This window comes from Halomonas sp. A40-4 (assembly GCF_015767635.1).
GTDB classification, from domain to species: domain Bacteria; phylum Pseudomonadota; class Gammaproteobacteria; order Pseudomonadales; family Halomonadaceae; genus Vreelandella; species Vreelandella janggokensis.
The window spans coordinates 1,593,438-1,610,660 of record NZ_CP065230.1 but is presented as its reverse complement, the minus strand read 5'-3'; the positions used below and the strand labels follow the sequence as shown (position 1 = coordinate 1,610,660).

General features: G+C 57.2%; 15 protein-coding genes and 1 riboswitch. Of the genes, 5 read left to right on the top strand and 10 right to left on the bottom strand.

Annotation, left to right across the window (positions count from 1 at the left end; all coding sequences use genetic code 11):
• Window positions 1-171 precede the first annotated feature (171 nt).
• Window positions 172-363, top strand: a riboswitch (cobalamin riboswitch).
• Between the two features lie 64 nt (window positions 364-427).
• The 5 genes from IT895_RS07525 (at window position 428) to IT895_RS07505 (ending at window position 4,919) form a co-directional block, all read left to right on the top strand.
• Window positions 428-1,444 carry an ABC transporter substrate-binding protein gene (locus IT895_RS07525; RefSeq protein WP_066319062.1) on the top strand — a complete coding sequence of 339 codons (1,017 nt, stop codon included), beginning with the start codon at window positions 428-430 and terminating at the stop codon, window positions 1,442-1,444.
• Window positions 1,441-2,505, top strand: coding sequence for a FecCD family ABC transporter permease (locus tag IT895_RS07520; RefSeq protein ID WP_066319060.1), 1,065 nt, complete (start codon window positions 1,441-1,443; stop codon window positions 2,503-2,505). Before IT895_RS07525 ends, IT895_RS07520 begins: the two co-directional genes overlap by 4 nt.
• Window positions 2,505-3,269, top strand: coding sequence for an ABC transporter ATP-binding protein (locus IT895_RS07515; RefSeq protein WP_199285161.1), 765 nt, complete (start codon window positions 2,505-2,507; stop codon window positions 3,267-3,269). Before IT895_RS07520 ends, IT895_RS07515 begins: the two co-directional genes overlap by 1 nt.
• A 90-nt stretch (window positions 3,270-3,359) precedes the next feature.
• Complete coding sequence (locus IT895_RS07510) at window positions 3,360-4,250, top strand: NAD-dependent epimerase/dehydratase family protein (protein ID WP_199285160.1); 891 nt, start codon at window positions 3,360-3,362, stop codon at window positions 4,248-4,250.
• Between the two features lie 51 nt (window positions 4,251-4,301).
• Entirely contained in the window at window positions 4,302-4,919 is a 618-nt protein-coding gene (locus IT895_RS07505) for a hypothetical protein (protein ID WP_199285159.1), read from the top strand.
• A gap of 10 nt (window positions 4,920-4,929) precedes the next feature.
• Here the strand turns inward: IT895_RS07505 and IT895_RS07500 are convergent, their stop codons facing one another.
• The 10 genes from IT895_RS07500 to cobS form a co-directional block, all read right to left on the bottom strand.
• Window positions 4,930-6,135, bottom strand: coding sequence for a hypothetical protein (locus IT895_RS07500; protein WP_199285158.1), 1,206 nt, complete (start codon window positions 6,133-6,135; stop codon window positions 4,930-4,932).
• Between the two features lie 107 nt (window positions 6,136-6,242).
• Entirely contained in the window at window positions 6,243-6,836 is a 594-nt protein-coding gene (locus tag IT895_RS07495; protein ID WP_199285157.1) for a hypothetical protein, read from the bottom strand.
• A gap of 188 nt (window positions 6,837-7,024) precedes the next feature.
• Window positions 7,025-7,429 (bottom strand): hypothetical protein, encoded by a 405-nt coding sequence (locus IT895_RS07490; protein WP_199285156.1) that lies wholly within the window; start codon window positions 7,427-7,429, stop codon window positions 7,025-7,027.
• 165 nt (window positions 7,430-7,594) lie between these two features.
• Complete coding sequence (locus tag IT895_RS07485) at window positions 7,595-8,806, bottom strand: hypothetical protein (protein WP_199285155.1); 1,212 nt, start codon at window positions 8,804-8,806, stop codon at window positions 7,595-7,597.
• Window positions 8,803-12,375, bottom strand: coding sequence for a hypothetical protein (locus IT895_RS07480; RefSeq protein ID WP_199285154.1), 3,573 nt, complete (start codon window positions 12,373-12,375; stop codon window positions 8,803-8,805). Before IT895_RS07480 ends, IT895_RS07485 begins: the two co-directional genes overlap by 4 nt.
• 14 nt (window positions 12,376-12,389) lie before the next feature.
• Window positions 12,390-13,196, bottom strand: coding sequence for a DUF4123 domain-containing protein (locus IT895_RS07475; RefSeq protein ID WP_199285153.1), 807 nt, complete (start codon window positions 13,194-13,196; stop codon window positions 12,390-12,392).
• Window positions 13,196-15,301, bottom strand: a complete 2,106-nt coding sequence (locus IT895_RS07470) for a type VI secretion system Vgr family protein (RefSeq protein WP_199285152.1) — start codon at window positions 15,299-15,301, stop codon at window positions 13,196-13,198. The genes IT895_RS07475 and IT895_RS07470 overlap by 1 nt, the downstream gene beginning before the upstream one ends.
• Before the next feature lie 170 nt (window positions 15,302-15,471).
• Window positions 15,472-15,897, bottom strand: a complete 426-nt coding sequence (locus tag IT895_RS07465; RefSeq protein ID WP_085919861.1) for a bifunctional adenosylcobinamide kinase/adenosylcobinamide-phosphate guanylyltransferase — start codon at window positions 15,895-15,897, stop codon at window positions 15,472-15,474.
• A complete protein-coding gene (locus IT895_RS07460; RefSeq protein ID WP_085919862.1) occupies window positions 15,849-16,502 on the bottom strand; it encodes a histidine phosphatase family protein in 654 nt (217 codons plus the stop codon). Before IT895_RS07460 ends, IT895_RS07465 begins: the two co-directional genes overlap by 49 nt.
• Complete coding sequence (cobS, locus tag IT895_RS07455; protein ID WP_199285433.1) at window positions 16,439-17,209, bottom strand: adenosylcobinamide-GDP ribazoletransferase; 771 nt, start codon at window positions 17,207-17,209, stop codon at window positions 16,439-16,441. Before cobS ends, IT895_RS07460 begins: the two co-directional genes overlap by 64 nt.
• Window positions 17,210-17,223: the final 14 nt, after the last annotated feature.

The following is a 17,223-nucleotide window of genomic DNA, read 5'->3' as shown; positions in this document are numbered from 1 at the left end:
CGGCGAGGCCAATTTGTTACAAGCTATTAACTTTGCGAAGGCGTATATCAGCTGACGCTAAGAATCCCGCTGGATTTTTACACGTCTTCTAAATGTAATGTTATAACATTGCTTTTATGATAAGGTCTCATAAGATCCTTAGGCTTTGTGTTGTTCGCTATCCCCCTGCCACCTAGAATAGCCAGTGTCGGTGTTCCCCACGGAACTTAATAGAGAATCCGCCGCGGCTTGCCGCGAAACGGAACTGCCCCCGCAACTGTAGGCGGCGAGCGATGCTTTTTGATGCCACTGGACACATTGTCTGGGAAGGCGAGCTAGCCATGACCCGTCAGTCAGGAGAACTGCCGATATATTGTTTACATCGAGCGAAGTGGCTCGGCCAGTGTTTTCTGGCCGAATGCGGAGCTCATCATGCACGGGAGTGTACATGATGTTGAGATTGACCACGGCCATCGCCGCGAGCGCTGTTGGCCTTGCCCAGGCGGCTTACGCCTCCACCGACTACCCGCTTACGCTAACCAATTGCGGTGTAGAGATCAGCGTGGCGTCGCCCCCGGAGCGAACGGTGACGGTAGGCCAGTCAGCCACGGAGATCCTCTATTCGCTGGGGCTCGCTGATCGAGTGAATGGCACCTCGGTGTGGTTCACCCCGGTCCTGCCCCAGTTTGCTGAGGTCAATGAAGCGATCGAGCGGATCGCCAACGACGACCCAAGCTTTGAGGCCGTGGTCAATAAACGGCCTGATCTGGTGGCGGTACAATACGAGTGGCACGTGGGCCCCACCGGCAGCGTCGCCACCCGGGAACAGTTTCATGAGCTGGGTATTAACACCTATATTATGCCCGCCGACTGCGACACCAAGGATAACTCTACTGGCGGCGATGGCACCCGCACCGCCGCCTTCTCGACGGACTCCATCTATAAAGGGATCACCGAGTTAGCCAAGATCTACGACGTTCAAGACGCTGGTGAGGCGTTAGTAGCAGAGCTGAACGACCGCGAACAGCGCGCTATCGACTTGGCGAGCAGCCTTGATTTACCGGAAGACTTGTCAGCGGCATTCTGGTTCTCATCGACAGACCTGGGGGTTAGCCCCTTTGTTGCGGGTCAGTTGGGCGCGCCGGGCTATATGATGGATAAGCTCGGTATGCGCAATGTGATCGAGTCCGATGAGGAGTGGCCCACGGTGGGCTGGGAGAGCATCGCCAGGGCTGACCCCGATGTGCTTGTTATCGCTCGCATGGATCGCCGTCGCTTTCCTGCCGACGACATTGAAGCCAAGCGTGAGTTTCTGCACAGTGACCCGGTTACCCGTGAAATGACGGCGGTTAAAAACAACCACATCATAGAGATGGATGCCCACGCCATGAGCGCCACGATGCGCACTATTTACGGCCTTGAAACACTGGCCGAGGCGCTAGCGACAATGGCATTTGACGAATGAGCATTGCGTTAACGCGTCTATCTACGGCAGGTTTTGCACTGCGCTGGCTATGGATCACGCCGCTGGTGCTCGTGGTGGCGCTGATCGCGGGCACCGCCATCGGCGAGACACCGATTCCCGTTGATACCATTCTCAAAGTGCTCGCCAATCAGCTACTGGGCGCGGATTATGCGGTTGACCGGATCGATGCAGGCATTATCTGGAACTACCGGCTTAGCCGCGCCGTGGTCGCTGCCTGTTGTGGTACCAGCCTGGCCCTGGCAGGGGTCGTGCTTCAGGCGCTGCTGCGCAATCCCTTGGCCGACCCCTACTTGATGGGCATTTCCGCTGGGGCCTCTACCGGCGCGGTGGCCGTTGCCGTCGCTGGCCTTGGCGCGGGGGCGCTTTCGCTCTCCCTGGGTGCCTTTGTGGGCGCCCTTCTCGCCTTTGGTATCGTGGTGATGCTCGCCCATGCGGCCAACAGCGGCGTGGGGGGTGGCCGCGGCGTTCAGGCAGCGGGGGCGATTATTCTGGCAGGCATCGCAGGCTCACAGCTGTTCAATGCGCTGACCGCTTTTATCATTACCAAGTCGGCGAGCGCCGAGCAGGCCCGGGGCATCATGTTCTGGCTGATGGGCAATCTTTCCGGGGTGCGCTGGGCCGATGTGACCTTGGCGGTGCCTGCCGCGCTGTTTGGGGTACTGGTTTGCCTATGGCACCGCCGCTCCCTGGATGCCTTTACCTTCGGTGCCGACAGCGCCGCCTCCATGGGGATCGCGGTGCGCCCGGTGCGCGGCATGCTGATTATCGCCATGGCGCTGGTCACGGCGGTGATGGTGTCTATTGTGGGGGCGATTGGCTTTGTTGGGTTGGTAATTCCCCATGCCATGCGTTTTATCGTAGGTAGCCAACACACGCGTTTGGTTCCAGCCACGGCGCTTGCTGGGGCGGTCTTTTTGATTGGCTCAGATATTCTTTCGCGCACTCTGATCCCCGGCCAAGTGCTACCGATCGGGGTGATTACTTCACTGATTGGCGCACCTGCCTTTGCGCTCATTCTCGTGCGCGGCAAGAGGTCTTAATGCAGTTAACCGCTCAAAAACTCGATTGGTCAGTGCATGGCACGCCTCTACTGATTGACATTAACCTTGCCGTCGAGCCCGGCCAAACCTTTGGCCTGGTGGGGCCGAACGGCTCGGGCAAAACGTCGCTACTTCGCCTGTTGGCAGGCTTGAACAAACCCAAAGCAGGACAGGTGCTAATGGGAAGCCAGCCCCTGCACAACCTCAAGCAGCGGGCGATTGCACAGTCTATTGCCTTAGTCGAGCAACAGGCTGATACCACCGATAGAATTAGCGTGCGTGACGTAGTGGCGCTGGGCCGGACGCCCTTTCTTACCGCATTGCGCCCCTGGTCAACTGAAGATGATGCCATCGTGGTTCAGGCGCTGGTCGATGTCGATATGGCGCATATGGCCGACCGGCTTTGGCACACGCTTTCCGGCGGTGAGCGCCAGCGCGTGCATATTGCCCGCGCATTGGCGCAGCAACCCAAGATTCTGCTGCTCGATGAGCCCACCAACCATCTGGATATCCGCCACCAGCTGTCGATCCTTGAGCTGGTCAGGCAGCTTCCGGTTACGGTGATTATCTCGCTGCACGACCTGAACCACGCCATGGAGTGTGACCGCATCGGCGTAATGGACGGCGGCCGCCTGGTGGATAGCGGCCCGCCTAAAGAGGTACTGACGGCATTCCGGCTACGCCAGACCTTTGGTGTCTACGCCGATATCTTCGCCGACCCCATCGACGGCAGCCAGATGATGCGTTTTCGCAATGCTATTTAGTCATGACGCGCACAGCCAGGTGATCAATCAGCGGGGTTAGCCGTTGTTTGCTAAGGTGATGTGGTGCTTACCATTAACCAAGGGATACCTATGCGACTTCTATTCACCGGTGGCAGTGGCAAGGCGGGCCGCCATGCGACCGCCTATCTTCGCGACCAGGGTCACCGCGTCACCAACCTGGACTGGGCAACATCCGACGTGCCCGGCATTACCACTCTGAAGACAGACCTCACCGATGCTGGCCAGGTGTTCAACGCCTGCCACGCCTACGCCGGAATGGACGAGCTGGAACCGGGCACCGGCGTGCCGCGCTACGATGCCATTGTCCACTTTGCGGCGATACCCGCCATCCTGCACCGGCCGGACAACGAGACCTATCGCATCAACACCTTGAGCACTTACAACGTACTGGATGCCGCCACCAAGCTGGGTATTCCCAAGGTGATTTTTGCCTCCAGCGAGACGACCTACGGCGTATGTTTTGCCGACGGCGAGGTGCAACCGGATTACCTGCCGGTCGATGAAGAGCACCCCACCGTGCCCCAGGACAGCTACGCCATGAGCAAGGTGGTCAACGAAGTCACCGCGCGCTCCTTCCAGGCACGCTCGGGTATCGATATCTACGGCCTGCGCATCAATAACGTTATCGAGCCCCATGAGTACCGCCAGCATTTCCCGACCTACATGGACAACCCGGCGCTGCGCCGTCGCAACATCTTCGCCTACATCGACGCCCGCGACCTGGGCCAGATGGTCGATTGCTGCCTGAAGACGGACGGCCTGGGCTACCAGGTGTTCAACGTCGCCAATGACGATCTATCGGTGGGGCTAACAAACGCCCAGGTGATTGAACGCTTCTACTCAGGGGTACCGATCAAGCGGGAAATGGGCGAGCACGAGACCTTCTATAGCATTGAGAAAGCGCGTCGTCTGGTCGGCTTTACACCGCGCCATTCCTGGCGGGATGAGCTGGAGAAGTAAGGGTGCCGTGAACTAGCGACGTTGATTTGTCTAGCCAACAAGGAGACGACCATGGCCGATTCCCCGGTAGCGGGTGTGCCTCGATGGCTGAAGCTGGCCTTTTCGTTGTGGGTCCTGATCTGGGCGCCGAGCTATGCAGTGCTGCTGGGCCCCCAGAATTTCTTCTGGCTGTGCAACGTGGCAAACTTCCTGTTGCTGGTGGCGCTTTGGACGGAGCACCGTACCCTGATGTCGATGCAGTGGCTGGCAGTGGCGCTGGTCGGTAGCCTCTGGACGTTTGACGTCGCGACGGCGGCGTTCACCGGCGTACACCCCATCGGTGGCACCGAGTACATGTTCAACCCCGAGCACCCACCCATGACGCGGGCCATGTCGCTTTATCACGTTGTACTCCCGCTGGTGGCAGGCATCGGCGTGGCGAAACTGGGCTACGCGCGCCGCGCCCTGCTGTGGCAGACCCTGCTGACCTGGATCGTGGTGCCGTTGTCCTACTTGCTCACCGACCCAGACCGTAATATCAACTGGGTACACGGGCCCTTTGGCCAACCTCAAGACAGCCTCGACCCAGTGCTTTATCTGTTCCTACTGGCGCTGATATGGCCGGTAGCCGTCTACCTGCCGCTGCACCTGGTGATGGTTGGCGGGCAGCGCTGGCGGAATCGTAGTTAATGCGACGTCGTTAATGATTGTCAGGCTTGTTCTGCGCAGTTGAGTCTTTTGCATCAGCGCGCTCAACAAAGCGGTCCGCCTTGTTGGGGAAGCGGCCGTAGGCGTTAACGTCTTCGGGTTCTGCGGTATAGCTGTCGCCATAGCCGGGCACAGATTGGGCCATTAGGTCCGGGCGGCTGCCCCAGGGCGCGGCATCGACCACCTTTCGGTGCTCCTCGCGCCATTGTTTCAGTTCCTTCTCGCTGGCATTCGCGTAGAGGTCACGCCAGTAGGTCGCCGGTCGACCGCGCTTACCCTCCTCATCAAAGGCCTTTGTGGTGGGGTCGAGATGACGAAAGGGCTCTAGTCGAGGAATATCAGGTAGTGGCTGGCTGACGTCCATATAGCGGCCCAGCATGTCCCACATGGCATAGCGCTCGGCGATACTGCCGGTATCGGTGGGGAAGGTGAACTCCAACGGCAAGCCGCTGTGTTTGTCCTTGCTGAATTGCGGATAGCGATGACGCACCTTAAGGGTGTGACGCTGATTGCCCTTCATGTCCGCGCTCATTTCGATAAAGGCATCGAACTCGTAGAATGGAAAATTCCCCTGAAAGCTCTTGACCAGGCCGGAACGACGACAGAAAGCAACATCATCCGACCAGTTCTGGTTACTCTTGTAGAAACGAATACTATGTTTCTCAAACAGAGTTTTAAATACAGTCGCCACACCACAGAGTGCAAAAACTGACAAAGGAACAGCTAGTGCGCCGAAAGGAAATTTTTCACTTGGATCAAAAACCTCCAAAACCAGGAGAAGCACGAGCAGTACCATAGCAATGGCTGAAAAAAACCACCCTCCCCCCTTTCCTCCTCCAGGTCCAATAAAACTAAAACCATGACTGACAATAACAAACCAGAATCGAAAAAAACGATAGATCAGGCTGATATCTTCATCGACGAACTTCGACCAACGCAATTCGTTAATATGATTAAAGTCATGGAAATCCTGCTCTCCCATATACTCGTAGTCACGATACCATCCTCCGGAATATTCATATTCGAACTCCGAGGGATTAATGCCGACATAGTGCCCCCAAGGTAGCCGCGCGACGTCAAAGTTACTTCCCAGTTTCCCCCAAACGCTTTTTTCTGGCGGTGGTGCCTGGCGTGGAATGGCGTCAGCCTGGAAGACGGTCTCGGCATAGTGATCTTGTGGCTGTTCCGTCAGGCTCATACTCCAGCTCCTTGTTTGTTCCATACCCGTTTAGCCACGCTACCGCCATGGGAAGGCCGCCAGCGGCCTTCCGAAAGAACGTATTGATAACGCTTGCTGTGGTGTCGTTAATGGCTGTCGCGCTTGTTCTGCTGGGATGCTTCTTTTGCTTCAGCGCGCTCGACAAAGCGGTCCGCCTTGTTGGGAAAACGGCCGTAGGCGTTGACGTCTTCGGGCTCAGCGGTATAGCTGTCGCCATAGCCGGGCACGGATTGGGCCATCAAGTCCGGGCGGCTGCCCCAGGGCGCGGCGTCGACCACCTTTCGGTGCTCTTCGCGGAGTTGTTTCAGTTCCTGCTCGCTGGCCTTGGCGTAGAGATCACGCCAGTAGGTCGCCGGACGCCCACGCTTACCCGCCTCATCAAAGGCCTTAGTGGTCGGGTCGAGATGACGGAATGGCTCCAAGCGGGGGATATCCGGCAGCGGTTGGCTAACGTCCATATAGCGGCCCAGCATGTCCCACATGGCATACAGCTGGGCAATGCTCCCGTCGGCCGGGAAATCGAAGTCAAGCGGTAGACCGTTGCGCTCGTCTTTGCTGTGCTGTGGATAGCGATGACGCACCTTGAGGCTATGGAACTGATTACCCTTCATATCCGCGCGCATTTCGATAAAGGCATCGAACTCATAAAAAGGGAACTCCCCACGGAAGGTCTTCACCATACCCGTGCGCCGACAAAAAGCGATATCGTCAGACCAGTTTTTATTGCTTTTGTAAAAGCGAATGCTGTATGTCTCATAAAGTCTTCGCAGTATGGTAGCTGCTCCGCAGAAAGCGATAGTCCATGCTGGAATGATCAATAAGTTAACTGATAGCTCAGGATTCTCAGAAAAAATTTGTGGCACTGCAATCAACAATGAAGCCACAACAGTAAGTCCAACAATAAAATACCCCCCCCACCTATAAAACTAAACCCGTGGGAGATGACCACAAACCAAAATCGCAAGAAACGATAAAGCAAGCTGATATTTTCATCGACAAACTTTGACCAGCGCGACTCATTAATCATGGCATAGGCTAGATAATCCTCCTTCATATACTGGTAATCCTCAAACCACTCATTGTCGTACTCATATAGGGTGGGATTCACGCCAATATAATTTCCCCAAGGTAGCCGGGCCACATCTAAATTGCTGCCCAGTTTTTTCCAAGTGCTTTTTGCTGGCGGTGGTTCCTGGCGGGGAATGGCGTCGGCCTGGAATGCGGTCTCGGCGTAGCCTTCCGCTGGTGTTAGCGATTCGTTTTGCAAACTCATCGGCGGCCTCCCGGCTGGGTCCATACCCAGGTCAACGACGAGGGTTGCGTTGTGAAGGTCATTTCGTCCTCAGTCAATAAGGGGCCGACTACGCACGCTACCGCCAAGGAAGGCAATTGCTGCCTTCCCGGACGGATAACCAATGGATGTTTGCCGAATTAGCTATCAGCGTCGGTTTTCGTCGTTCTGCTGCTGATCATGTGAATCCACGGACTGGGTCGCTTCTGGCCGATCAGAGAACTTTCCTGCCTTCCAAGGAAAGCGCCCAAAGTCGTTGACGTCCTCCGGCTCGCCCTTGCGAGTTTCGCGGTAGTTGGGCACGGAGAGTTCCATCAGGTCTGGGCGGCCGCCCCAGTGGGCACCATCCACCTCGGCGCGATGCGCTTCGCGCAATGCCTTGAGTTCCTCCTCGCTGCTATGGGCATATAAATCACGCCAGTAGGTAGCGGGACGACCACGCTTACCCGCTTCGTCGTAGGCCTTGGTGGTCGGGTCGAGGTGACGAAAGGGTTCTAATTCAGGTACATCCGGCAGCGGCTGAGAGACATCCATATAACGCTGCAGCATATCCCAGACGGCGTATAGCTGAGCGATACTGCCATCCACAGCAAAGCTAAATTCAAGTGGGTTATTGGTAAGCGGGTCAGGGCTACGGTGGGGGTAGCGGTGGATTACTTTGAACGAGTGAAACTGTGACCCTTGGGTGCCTACCCGCATTTCGATATAGGGATCAAACTCATAGAAGGGGAAATCACCTCGAGAGGTCATGACCATGCCGGTGCGTCGACAAAAAGCATAGTCATCTGACCAATTACGGTTACCTTTGTAGAATTTCAACTCATGCTTTTCCCAAAGCTTCAGAAGAAGAGTAGCGACACCACAAAATGTAGCAACAGCTATCGGAACTCCAAAAAGCACAAACGGGAATTGAGGTTCTTCCACAAAGAACTGCCCTATCGTGCCTACTAAAAAGGTGAAGACTGCGATGCCTGTAAATATCACCCCTCCGCCCACACCTCCACCTGTTCGAATAAAGCTAAAACCATGGGAGTAGATAACAAAGATAAAGCGTAACAGGCGATAAAGAATGCCTATGTTTTCATCAACCCTCTTTGACCAGCGATGCTCGTTTATCATGGTATAGTCATGATAGTTGTCGCCGATATATTGATACTCCCGAAACCAGCTTTCCGAATACTGATAGGTAGTCGGGTTGACACCTAGATAACTGCCCCAGGGAAGGCGAGTTTCCAAAATGCGTCCGCGCAGCATCTCGTTTTGAGGGGCATAGCTCTGTTCGGGAATAGCATCGGCGCGGTAAGCAGTTTCGTCGTAGCCTCCTCCCGCTGGTGTTAGCGCTTCGTCTTGCAAGCTCATCGACGGCCTCCCTGCTGATTCCATACCCAGGTCAACGACGCTGGGTGCGTAGTGAAGGTCATTTCGTCCTCAATGGGTTGATAGGTTCTGCTAGCCCGATCCCAGAACTGAATGGAGCCCTGCCCCGTTAGGTCATCAAGATACAGACGCACTAGACTGGCTTTCTGATGATATTCCTGCGTGTAATCGGGCTCATGCTGAAAACGGCCACGGCTATTGCGCAACCAGCGTGGGTCTACACCTAAGTGCGAGCTGGGAATACCCATGCGCTGCCATTCGCGGGGCAAGGAAATTCCCAGATAACGGATAGCTTTATCTTCAGGGTCTTCTGCCTCCGCAGAGGCCACCAAGCGCTGCCCCTTGACGACCGGGTAATACTGATAAGTGAAGCCCATATCAGGCACCGGCGCCAAATAGTCCGCGCTGACGCCTAGAGGGGGAAGCTGGAACTCACCATAGCGTAACCCGGCGCAGCTGAATTTGACCGCGATATCACAATCTGCGAAGCGCGGAGATCGCTCAGCTAACGCTCGAGGAGAGACAAGTTCAGCATAAGTGTCATGCAGCCCCTGCAGTAGGTAAAGATAGGCTTGGTGGGGGCTGGCCCCTTTTAGCTGTACCAGGTAATCATGAATGGCGGCTGAATCCTGATCATCCTCTTGGGCGGCGAGCTGGGCCAAGCGCGATTCCAGTTCATCGCGACGGCTGCCGAAGGGGCCGTAATGCACCCAAAGAGAGAAGCCATCATCACGGTTATTCGTAGCCAGGTACTGAAAGAAAACAGAGGCCGCCAGGCTAATCACGGTGATGGGCACTGGTCTTGGTGTACCCACCCAGCCCAATACTCGGTTAGCAAGATGATAAGGTAATAATCTAGCCTCGGATACACGACTGGCAGCTGTACCGAAACCAGAGCCATAAACGGTCGCCACGCCTATAGCGGCGGCCTGAGCGGCGGTCAATCGTGCAGCTCGCTGCTCACCACGCTGGGCCAGTTGATAAGCATCATTGGCCACAAGCATGGTAGTCAACAAACCGGCCCCTAATGTCGCTAAACCACGGTATTTTCCCGCATCGGCCATGGCTTCTTGCCAAGCGCCAGATCTGACATAGGAAGTATCTAGAAAGTTGTTGGTCTTGACTGCCCAACCCCATTTACTATTTGCAAGCTTCAATCCTTGTGCGCTAAGCAAAAAAGCGTCGGCCGATGCGCTACCGAATTTTGCAAAACTCTCCAAGCTTGGATCAGTGATGAGATCACCACTACTATTTGATAAGTTGGCAGTTTCTAGTACCACCAAAACTGCCCAAAACGCTGTATAGCCTGTCCGCGCCATATTAAAACGCCATTCGGTTGTCTCCCGACCAGTGACACGAACGGTTTGTGAAGGGGACGACGAGGTGTGATTGCCCCCAAGAGCATTGGTGGTGGCAGTGGCCTTTAGAGCTGCACTGGCTTGGGCCATTTCTTCGGTGACGGTTTTGAACTCGCGCGGAGCAATCCATACAATCCCGCCGCCCTTTAGTTCGGCTTTGATCGGCAAGCCGCCTCCCAAGGCGCCTTTTAGATCAGCATAGTCCGAAGCGATATCCACAGACATGGACTGGCCCAGTTTGAGCCAGGGAATCGCGGCCATCAGCGGAGGCAGTGTATTAATGACAATCGCGTCGGAGCCATTAAGCACACGGCGCATAACATCCGCCGTGGGGTTTGTTTCTTCGACAAGCTGGTTCTGCAGGGCCAGCAGGTCATCTGCCGTCATCGTAGCCGCGTTGGCTTCCTGAGAAAGTATTTGCTGCGATGCCTGGGTGATTCGATCCAAGTCTCTTTCATAAGCTTCACCCCAGCTGTTATTTACATCGCACAGCTTCCCTTGGAAGAAGAACGTTGAGACAGGGTGCTTACCCTCATAGAGGGCATCAAGAGTAGCTCGACACCGCTCCGGGGAGTGGTAGTCAGCAAGTTCCTCTGTGGTGCCCTTGGGGTCAAAGGGCCGTAACCCATTCAGCAACATATCGATACTTCGAGCCAGGATGACATAGGGTTCGAGCAGATTGATGTCATCGAAAAGCATGGCATCATGCAGAGCATGTGCAAGCGCCCCTGGCGAGACGTCATTCAGCAATTCGGCAAGGGCTGTAAGGGCCTGATCGCGCCTTAATCGCGCAAGGCGGCGCTCTTCCATTTTGACTAGCCGACAAAACAGGCTTTCCCGACCACGGTCAAGCTTACGGTCAAACCACTCATCCAGGTAGCGGGGGTTGCTTTCACCATCCGGTCCTTCGGCCATAAAACAGTTAGCATGTATCAGTTCTGCCGAGGCGCCATGAGGGTGGTACTTCATGCTCTCCGCCAGCACCATCAGCAATTCGGTCGTGGCTTGGATATCGGCCATCAGGTGTTCTACTGTCTGCTTAGGATCACGCAGAAAGAGACAGCAGAGCTGCTGATCGCGTAGCGTTGCAAAACAATCCTCTGTGGCGGTAGGCGCCTTTATAAGCGCTAACTCTGATTCTTCAGCCTGTTCATCATTAGGCCTTAGGGGGTTGCACCACTGTTGTAACAGGGTGCCACGCAGCCCTGGCGAGAAGTTACGCTGCCTTTTCGCCATATCGATATCCGGGAGCGTTGCGTCTTCCTCTTCGGAATCGAAAAAGGCACGTTCTGACTCAAGCTGGTCGATTAATGCGCTCCAGCCTTCTGCAGTCGGGTCTTCAATATAGTCTCTTGGGCTACCCCATGCTTGCTCATATACCGCATCGCGTGGGCGCATGGACGGCAGCCAGTCCAGGGCGGCCTTGCCAGCGCACTCGTCACGGCCGACCTCCACGCTATGGGTGTACATGTTGCGCATGTCGCCCTGCAGCATGGCACTCACTGACGATTCATTGAGGGCAAGCGGTTGGCAGCGTTGGTTGATCAACGCTGGGTTGGCTTCCAACTGTTCGATATGCGCCCAGGGCCAGGGGTGATCAGAGAAAGCCAGGCGCACATTGGCTGCTTCGCCGTTGAGCTTGAGGGGCAAATGGAGCTGTGCCAGAGCGGGACCGGTGAATTCGCGAACGGTGGAAACGTCACCCTGTTGCCGGTACGTCGCGATGTCGCTATCGGTGAACCGCGGCGCTTGGTTCGGCTCGCCGGATACCACCAACTCCCTGATCAGTCGGTTGTCGAGAAACACGTAGATGAAGCCGCCACGGCATGGCCCTGCCGCCAGCTCCTGATGATCGATGTACAGCATGGGCAAGGTCGAGACCATCAGGTTGTGCTGGAAGGCGCGTTGCTTGGGAATCAGGCCGCATTTAGATACCTCTTCCACCTGCAGTAGCGGCACTTCAATATCGCCTATCTTTTGTACCAAGCGATAGTTTGCCAACTCTTCTTCTAAGTACGTTTGCTGGGTCTCGACAATCGGCCCGTAACGGCCTTCCGAAGCATCTCCCTCTGCCAGGCATTCTTCGGCGGCGTCACCCTGATAAAGCCAGTATTCATTCTGGTCGTTATCCGTATGACGACCGGTGATTTCCACGTAGATCGCCTTGGGGCTGCACGCATGGTTCTGTGACATTCCCGTGTCCTTTGTCATGTCATTGCATCGAGAGAAAGGGACTCGATGAAGTGTTCAAATGCGTCACTCGCTATCAGCTTGCCTTGCGCGTTTTCCACCGCTTGCTTGCGTGACAGATTGAGTTGCCAGGTGTCGTGCCAGTAGTGCTCCAGCGCCCACCATAGAGAGGTGATGCAGTCGTCTTCTTTTTGCAGCAGGTCGAAACGGTGGACGGCGTCTCCCAGTAAGGGCATCAGCCGGGAAAACTGCCTCAAGCCTTGCAGACGCTGCTGAGTCTCCGGCGCCAATCGTAGCGGCTTACCGTCTGGCCAGTTGTTACCGCCCGCCGAGAAATAGCGTTCATGGACGATGTTTTCCTGACTCAGGCAAAGCGGCCACGACCAGCAAGTGTCCTCCCCCATCAGGACAAGGCGGTCTGTCTGATCGAGTTGTTCCTCACCCAGCAAGAGGTGCAAGACGGCTGGCTCGTGAAAGCGCAGCAGCCCCATCCCGCTGCCAGACGTGTCGATGGTCAAACAGGCGGCCAGGCGCTGTTGCAGGTCATCCAGAGAGGCAGGCGTGTCGATGACCACCGATGCGGCATACGGCATCCAGTCTGCACTGCATTGCTGCCACACCTTGGCATTGTGTGTGATATCCAACAGCACGGGGCCGCTTTCTCGCACGCCGTGATAGGCCGTGCCGTCGTAAAGCCAGCGAAACATGGGCTGGTCCACTACGCTATAGAAGCGACGCAACACCTCACCTTCGGGAAGGCTGGCCGTATCGATCAACCAGTAGCGCCGTTCTCTTTGCTCTGGAAGATTCACTGCATAACGCATTAACTCGCCCTACCCCGGCATGGACAGTCAGACAGTGGGCAACTGCCATCGGTCTGCTTTTGGCATAGTTGGACGATGCTAGCCTCCTGTGCTGAAGCTTCCAGCAGCGCCTCATGGGTGACGGGCGGTATGACCTCATGCGCTTCCGCCACCGCATGCCCTGGCAGCAGCGGGCCTTCCACCGCCTGCCCGCTGCCACTGCTGGGGCTGCCGCCTGCGTTGACGCGCACCTTGGGGCCCACCACGGTGACGCCGCTGCCATCCAGCTTGAGAAAGCTGCCGCCAGCGTTCAGGGTTAATTCGTCACCCGCCTCAAGCACCACTTTGTGACCTGCCTTGATATGCAGTTCCCGGCCGCTTTCACTAAGCCAGGCCTGGCCTGCGTTGATATGCAGGGTGCCTTGTACCGTCAGGTGCTGCTGGCCTTCGGTATGCTCGAAACGGTTGCCGTGCACCGTGTGGTGATCGTCGTTGTCGACCTCGCTGATGCGGTCGTTATTGACCTTCAAGAAGCTGTCGTTGCGGGTCTCTTCAATACGGTCGTTGAGCGTCAGCAGCTCCAGGTCTTTCTGGGCATGGAGCCAGATTTGCTCTTCGCCCGCTTCGTCTTCAAAGCGCAGCTCGTTGAAGCCTTCTGCCTTGTGGCTTTGGGTGCGCAGCACCGTGCGAGTCATGTGTTCCGGCAGCGGGTACGGCGCGGTGTTGACGGCGTGATAAGTACGACCGGTGACCAGCGGCTGATCCGGGTCGCCTTCCAGAAACGAAACAATCACCTCATGGCCGATGCGCGGCATGGCGATGCTGCCATAGCCGCCGCCCGCCCAGCCCTGGGCAACCCGCACCCAGCAGCTGGCCGTTTCATTCGGCTCGGCGTAGCGGTCCCAGGGGAACTGGACCTTGACCCGGCCGTGTTCGTCGCAGTGAATCTCTTCGCCCTCGGGGCCGACCACAAAGGCGACCTGGGGGCCGTCGACACGGGGCTTGGGATTTGGCGTGGCCCGCCAGGGGGCATCGCCGGGGATCAGCGTGACCTGATTGTGGTAGCGGGTCATACCGTTTGCATCACCCTGGGTGATGCCGTCCTCTTCCAACGCCTGGGGTTGCTCGCCGTGGTGAGTAACGCTAATGGCCTGCCAGTCGCGGTTGAGGCTGTCGCTGTCGTGGTCGGTCAGCGTGAAGCGCAGGCCGGGGGCGAGCTCGGGCAGGTCGCTTTCGGCGCTGGCAGTAATCGCCTCACGGCGCAGCTGTTCCAGTCGAATGCGGGTAAACGGCTCGCCGGAAGCGTCCTGCTTGTAGCGGCCGGGGTAGTCGTAGTGCTCGTAATCCACCTGCTGGCCGTGCTGCTCGACGTCGCGGCCCAGATGGTCGTGAAGTTGCGCGTAGGCCGGGTTCTTGAAGCTGTAGTCTTTCAGCGTGGCGGACGAACTCGCTACCCGGGCGGTATGGCTGAGCTTGCGTACATGGCGCGTGGGCGCAGTGCCCCCGGCACGGCTGTGGTACGTGCGCTCGCCGAGATGGGTCAGTACCTGCGGATCATCGGCAAACACCAGCCGATGGGCGCCGTTGGCACTCTCCTCGAACTCATGAAAGTAAAACAGCCCTTCTTCGGCGGCCAGGCGCTCGATAAAGGCAAGGTCGGTCTCGCGGTACTGCACGCAGTACTCGCGCTCGGGGAGCTCGCGAGTGACCGCAAAGGCTACATCCCGGATGCCTCGCTCATCGCATAGGGTATTGATAATGGTGAGCGGGTCGACCTTCTGAAAGATGCGCGAGTTCTGGCGCAGCGAGAGCCGCCAGAGCGCCGGGCGCAGTACCAGGGAGTAGAAGGTACGCCGGTGGCCGCGGTCGCCGCGGCCAAATTCGCTGACGATACCGTGCACCCGGCGTAGCGGTTCGCCGTCCTGCCAGATAGTCAGGGTGGCTTCACGATCCAGGAGGTCGGCGGCATCCAGGCTGCCGTCGCGGCTGGCCAGGTTGAGCGCCAGCTCGAAAGGCTGGGAGAGTGCTTCGCGATGGGTGAAGTCGATCACCGCGATATCATCCACCCCCGGTAGCGCTAGGGTGAATTGCAGGCCTGTTTTGTTCGCCCCCGTCCTTTCCGACATAATGCCGCTCCCTGGACCATCAATCGCTAATGAAAACGGTCAGAATAGCGAGCCGGAAGCGAAGCGCAACCCTTGCAGGGCACGTCACAGCGATCTCTTACACCGTGTAAGAAATAGCTTACAAAATGGGCAAGAATTCGCCCGAATTAGCGTGATAAAAGCCGGGATAACTACTTGATCAACTGCACCAATCCATGCCGTACGTACCAAACCTTGTCTGCCTGGGCGGTGGCGTCTTGAGTGAACCAGCCATTGAGGTCGCGCAGGCGGCGCTGCTTGGGTTGCATGGGCACAATACCCCGGCCAACGTCATTGGCAATAATGATCAGCGGCGCCTTTAGCTCGCCAGCACGCTGGCAGAGCCGTGTCATATCGCCCTGCCACTGTTGGCGCAGTGCATCGTTTTCCGCGTTTGCTAAAGCGGCTTCGAGCCACTCGAGCACACCGGTTATCACCAGCGGGGTGTCGGCAACCAGGGCTTGCTGGCACTCTTCCAGCCGCTTTCCCGGTGCGAGGCGATGCCATACGGCGTCGGGAAAGCGAGCCGTTACGGCGTCGCGTTTACCAGCGCAGGCACCGCCGATGAAGAGCTGCATTGCCAATCTCCTTTGCCATTCGCATCGGTTTGATAAGTGAGTGTCCAGCGCCTGCCCTGGGCCTGACTCACTGAGCCATCCCAGAAGTGAAGGGTTTCAAAACGACGGCGCAGTTCGCGAATCACACCACCATGAGTGACCGCTAGAATCTTTCGCTGGCCGCCCTGCCGGGCATTCACGGCGACATCATGCAACCAGGCCTCCAGGCGTGTGCGCAGTTGGGCGGCGGATTCACCGCCAGGGATTTGCAGCTCGCCGACGCTGTCGATCCAGGCGCGGTAATGGGGCAAATCTTTTAGTTCGTCGTAGACCTTGCCTTCATAGTCGCCAAAATCGAGTTCGCGCAGACGCGGCTCCAGCGCAACCGGCACGCCCTCTTTTGCCGCCTGGATCCACTCAAGCGTCTGTTGGCAGCGGTTCAAGTCGCTTGAGTAAATGGCATCAAAACGCTCATCCACCATTGCGTCGCGCAGTGCGATCAAGCCCTCTTCAGCCTCAGGAAACAGCAGCGCAATATCGCGCTGGCCCTGGTAACGGCGCTCTAGATTCCAGGCGGTGATACCGTGGCGAACTGCCACCAGCTCCACACTAAGATCAGTAACCAAAGCTCTCCTCCTTCGATGGTGGCACCGACCATGTCACCGTTGATGCCATTAAACAGGCGCTGCATAAGCCAGCGCATAAGTCCCACAAAAACGCAGGCCGTCAGCAGCATCACCACCAGTGTGGGTGCCAGCAGGGCTATCACCGCCAGCGGTACCAGCGCCAGCGCCACATCCTGGCCGCTAAGCGACTGCTGCCAGCTCCAGGCCAAGCCCTTAGGCTGGGCGCAAGGGGTCAGCACCAGCAATGCCACACCTGCCCAGCGCCCGAGCGCGGGCACCACCAGCAGCCACCAGAGCGGCGCTTGATAGGTAAGTAATGCCCACAGTAGAACGCCCTTCCAGGCAAGTAGAAACACCAGCGCCAGCATGCCGAAACTGCCGATTTGCGGGTCCTTCATGATTGCCCAGCGGCGTTCCAAGGGTTGATTGCTGCCCAGCGCATCGGCGATGTCCATGACGCCATCCAGGTGCAGCCCACCGGAAAGCGCGACCCAAAGGCTAAGCAGCGCCAGCGCGGTCATAGGCGTGGGGACGTTTTGCATGGCGAATGCCACCAGCACCAACACGCTGCCGATGAGCAAGCCGACCAGAGGATAGGCACGCACCGCCCAGCGCCGGGTTGCAGGCGTCCAGGGGCAAGCGACAGGGATCGGGATTCGGGTCAAAAACTGCAGTGCGAGCAAGAGACCGAACAGAACGTTTTTCACCGCGTGTTCTTTTA

Excerpts from the sequence above, each read along its gene's own strand:
- IT895_RS07525 (WP_066319062.1), top strand. The coding sequence starts at position 428 with ATGATGTTGAGATTGACCACGGCCATCGCCGCGAGCGCTGTTGGCCTT.
- IT895_RS07520 (WP_066319060.1), top strand. The coding sequence starts at position 1,441 with ATGAGCATTGCGTTAACGCGTCTATCTACGGCAGGTTTTGCACTGCGC.
- IT895_RS07515 (WP_199285161.1), top strand. The coding sequence starts at position 2,505 with ATGCAGTTAACCGCTCAAAAACTCGATTGGTCAGTGCATGGCACGCCT.
- IT895_RS07510 (WP_199285160.1), top strand. The coding sequence starts at position 3,360 with ATGCGACTTCTATTCACCGGTGGCAGTGGCAAGGCGGGCCGCCATGCG.
- IT895_RS07505 (WP_199285159.1), top strand. The coding sequence starts at position 4,302 with ATGGCCGATTCCCCGGTAGCGGGTGTGCCTCGATGGCTGAAGCTGGCC.
- IT895_RS07500 (WP_199285158.1), bottom strand. The coding sequence starts at position 6,135 with ATGAGCCTGACGGAACAGCCACAAGATCACTATGCCGAGACCGTCTTC.
- IT895_RS07495 (WP_199285157.1), bottom strand. The coding sequence starts at position 6,836 with ATGGTGAAGACCTTCCGTGGGGAGTTCCCTTTTTATGAGTTCGATGCC.
- IT895_RS07490 (WP_199285156.1), bottom strand. The coding sequence starts at position 7,429 with ATGAGTTTGCAAAACGAATCGCTAACACCAGCGGAAGGCTACGCCGAG.
- IT895_RS07485 (WP_199285155.1), bottom strand. The coding sequence starts at position 8,806 with ATGAGCTTGCAAGACGAAGCGCTAACACCAGCGGGAGGAGGCTACGAC.
- IT895_RS07480 (WP_199285154.1), bottom strand. The coding sequence starts at position 12,375 with ATGTCACAGAACCATGCGTGCAGCCCCAAGGCGATCTACGTGGAAATC.
- IT895_RS07475 (WP_199285153.1), bottom strand. The coding sequence starts at position 13,196 with ATGCGTTATGCAGTGAATCTTCCAGAGCAAAGAGAACGGCGCTACTGG.
- IT895_RS07470 (WP_199285152.1), bottom strand. The coding sequence starts at position 15,301 with ATGTCGGAAAGGACGGGGGCGAACAAAACAGGCCTGCAATTCACCCTA.
- IT895_RS07465 (WP_085919861.1), bottom strand. The coding sequence starts at position 15,897 with ATGCAGCTCTTCATCGGCGGTGCCTGCGCTGGTAAACGCGACGCCGTA.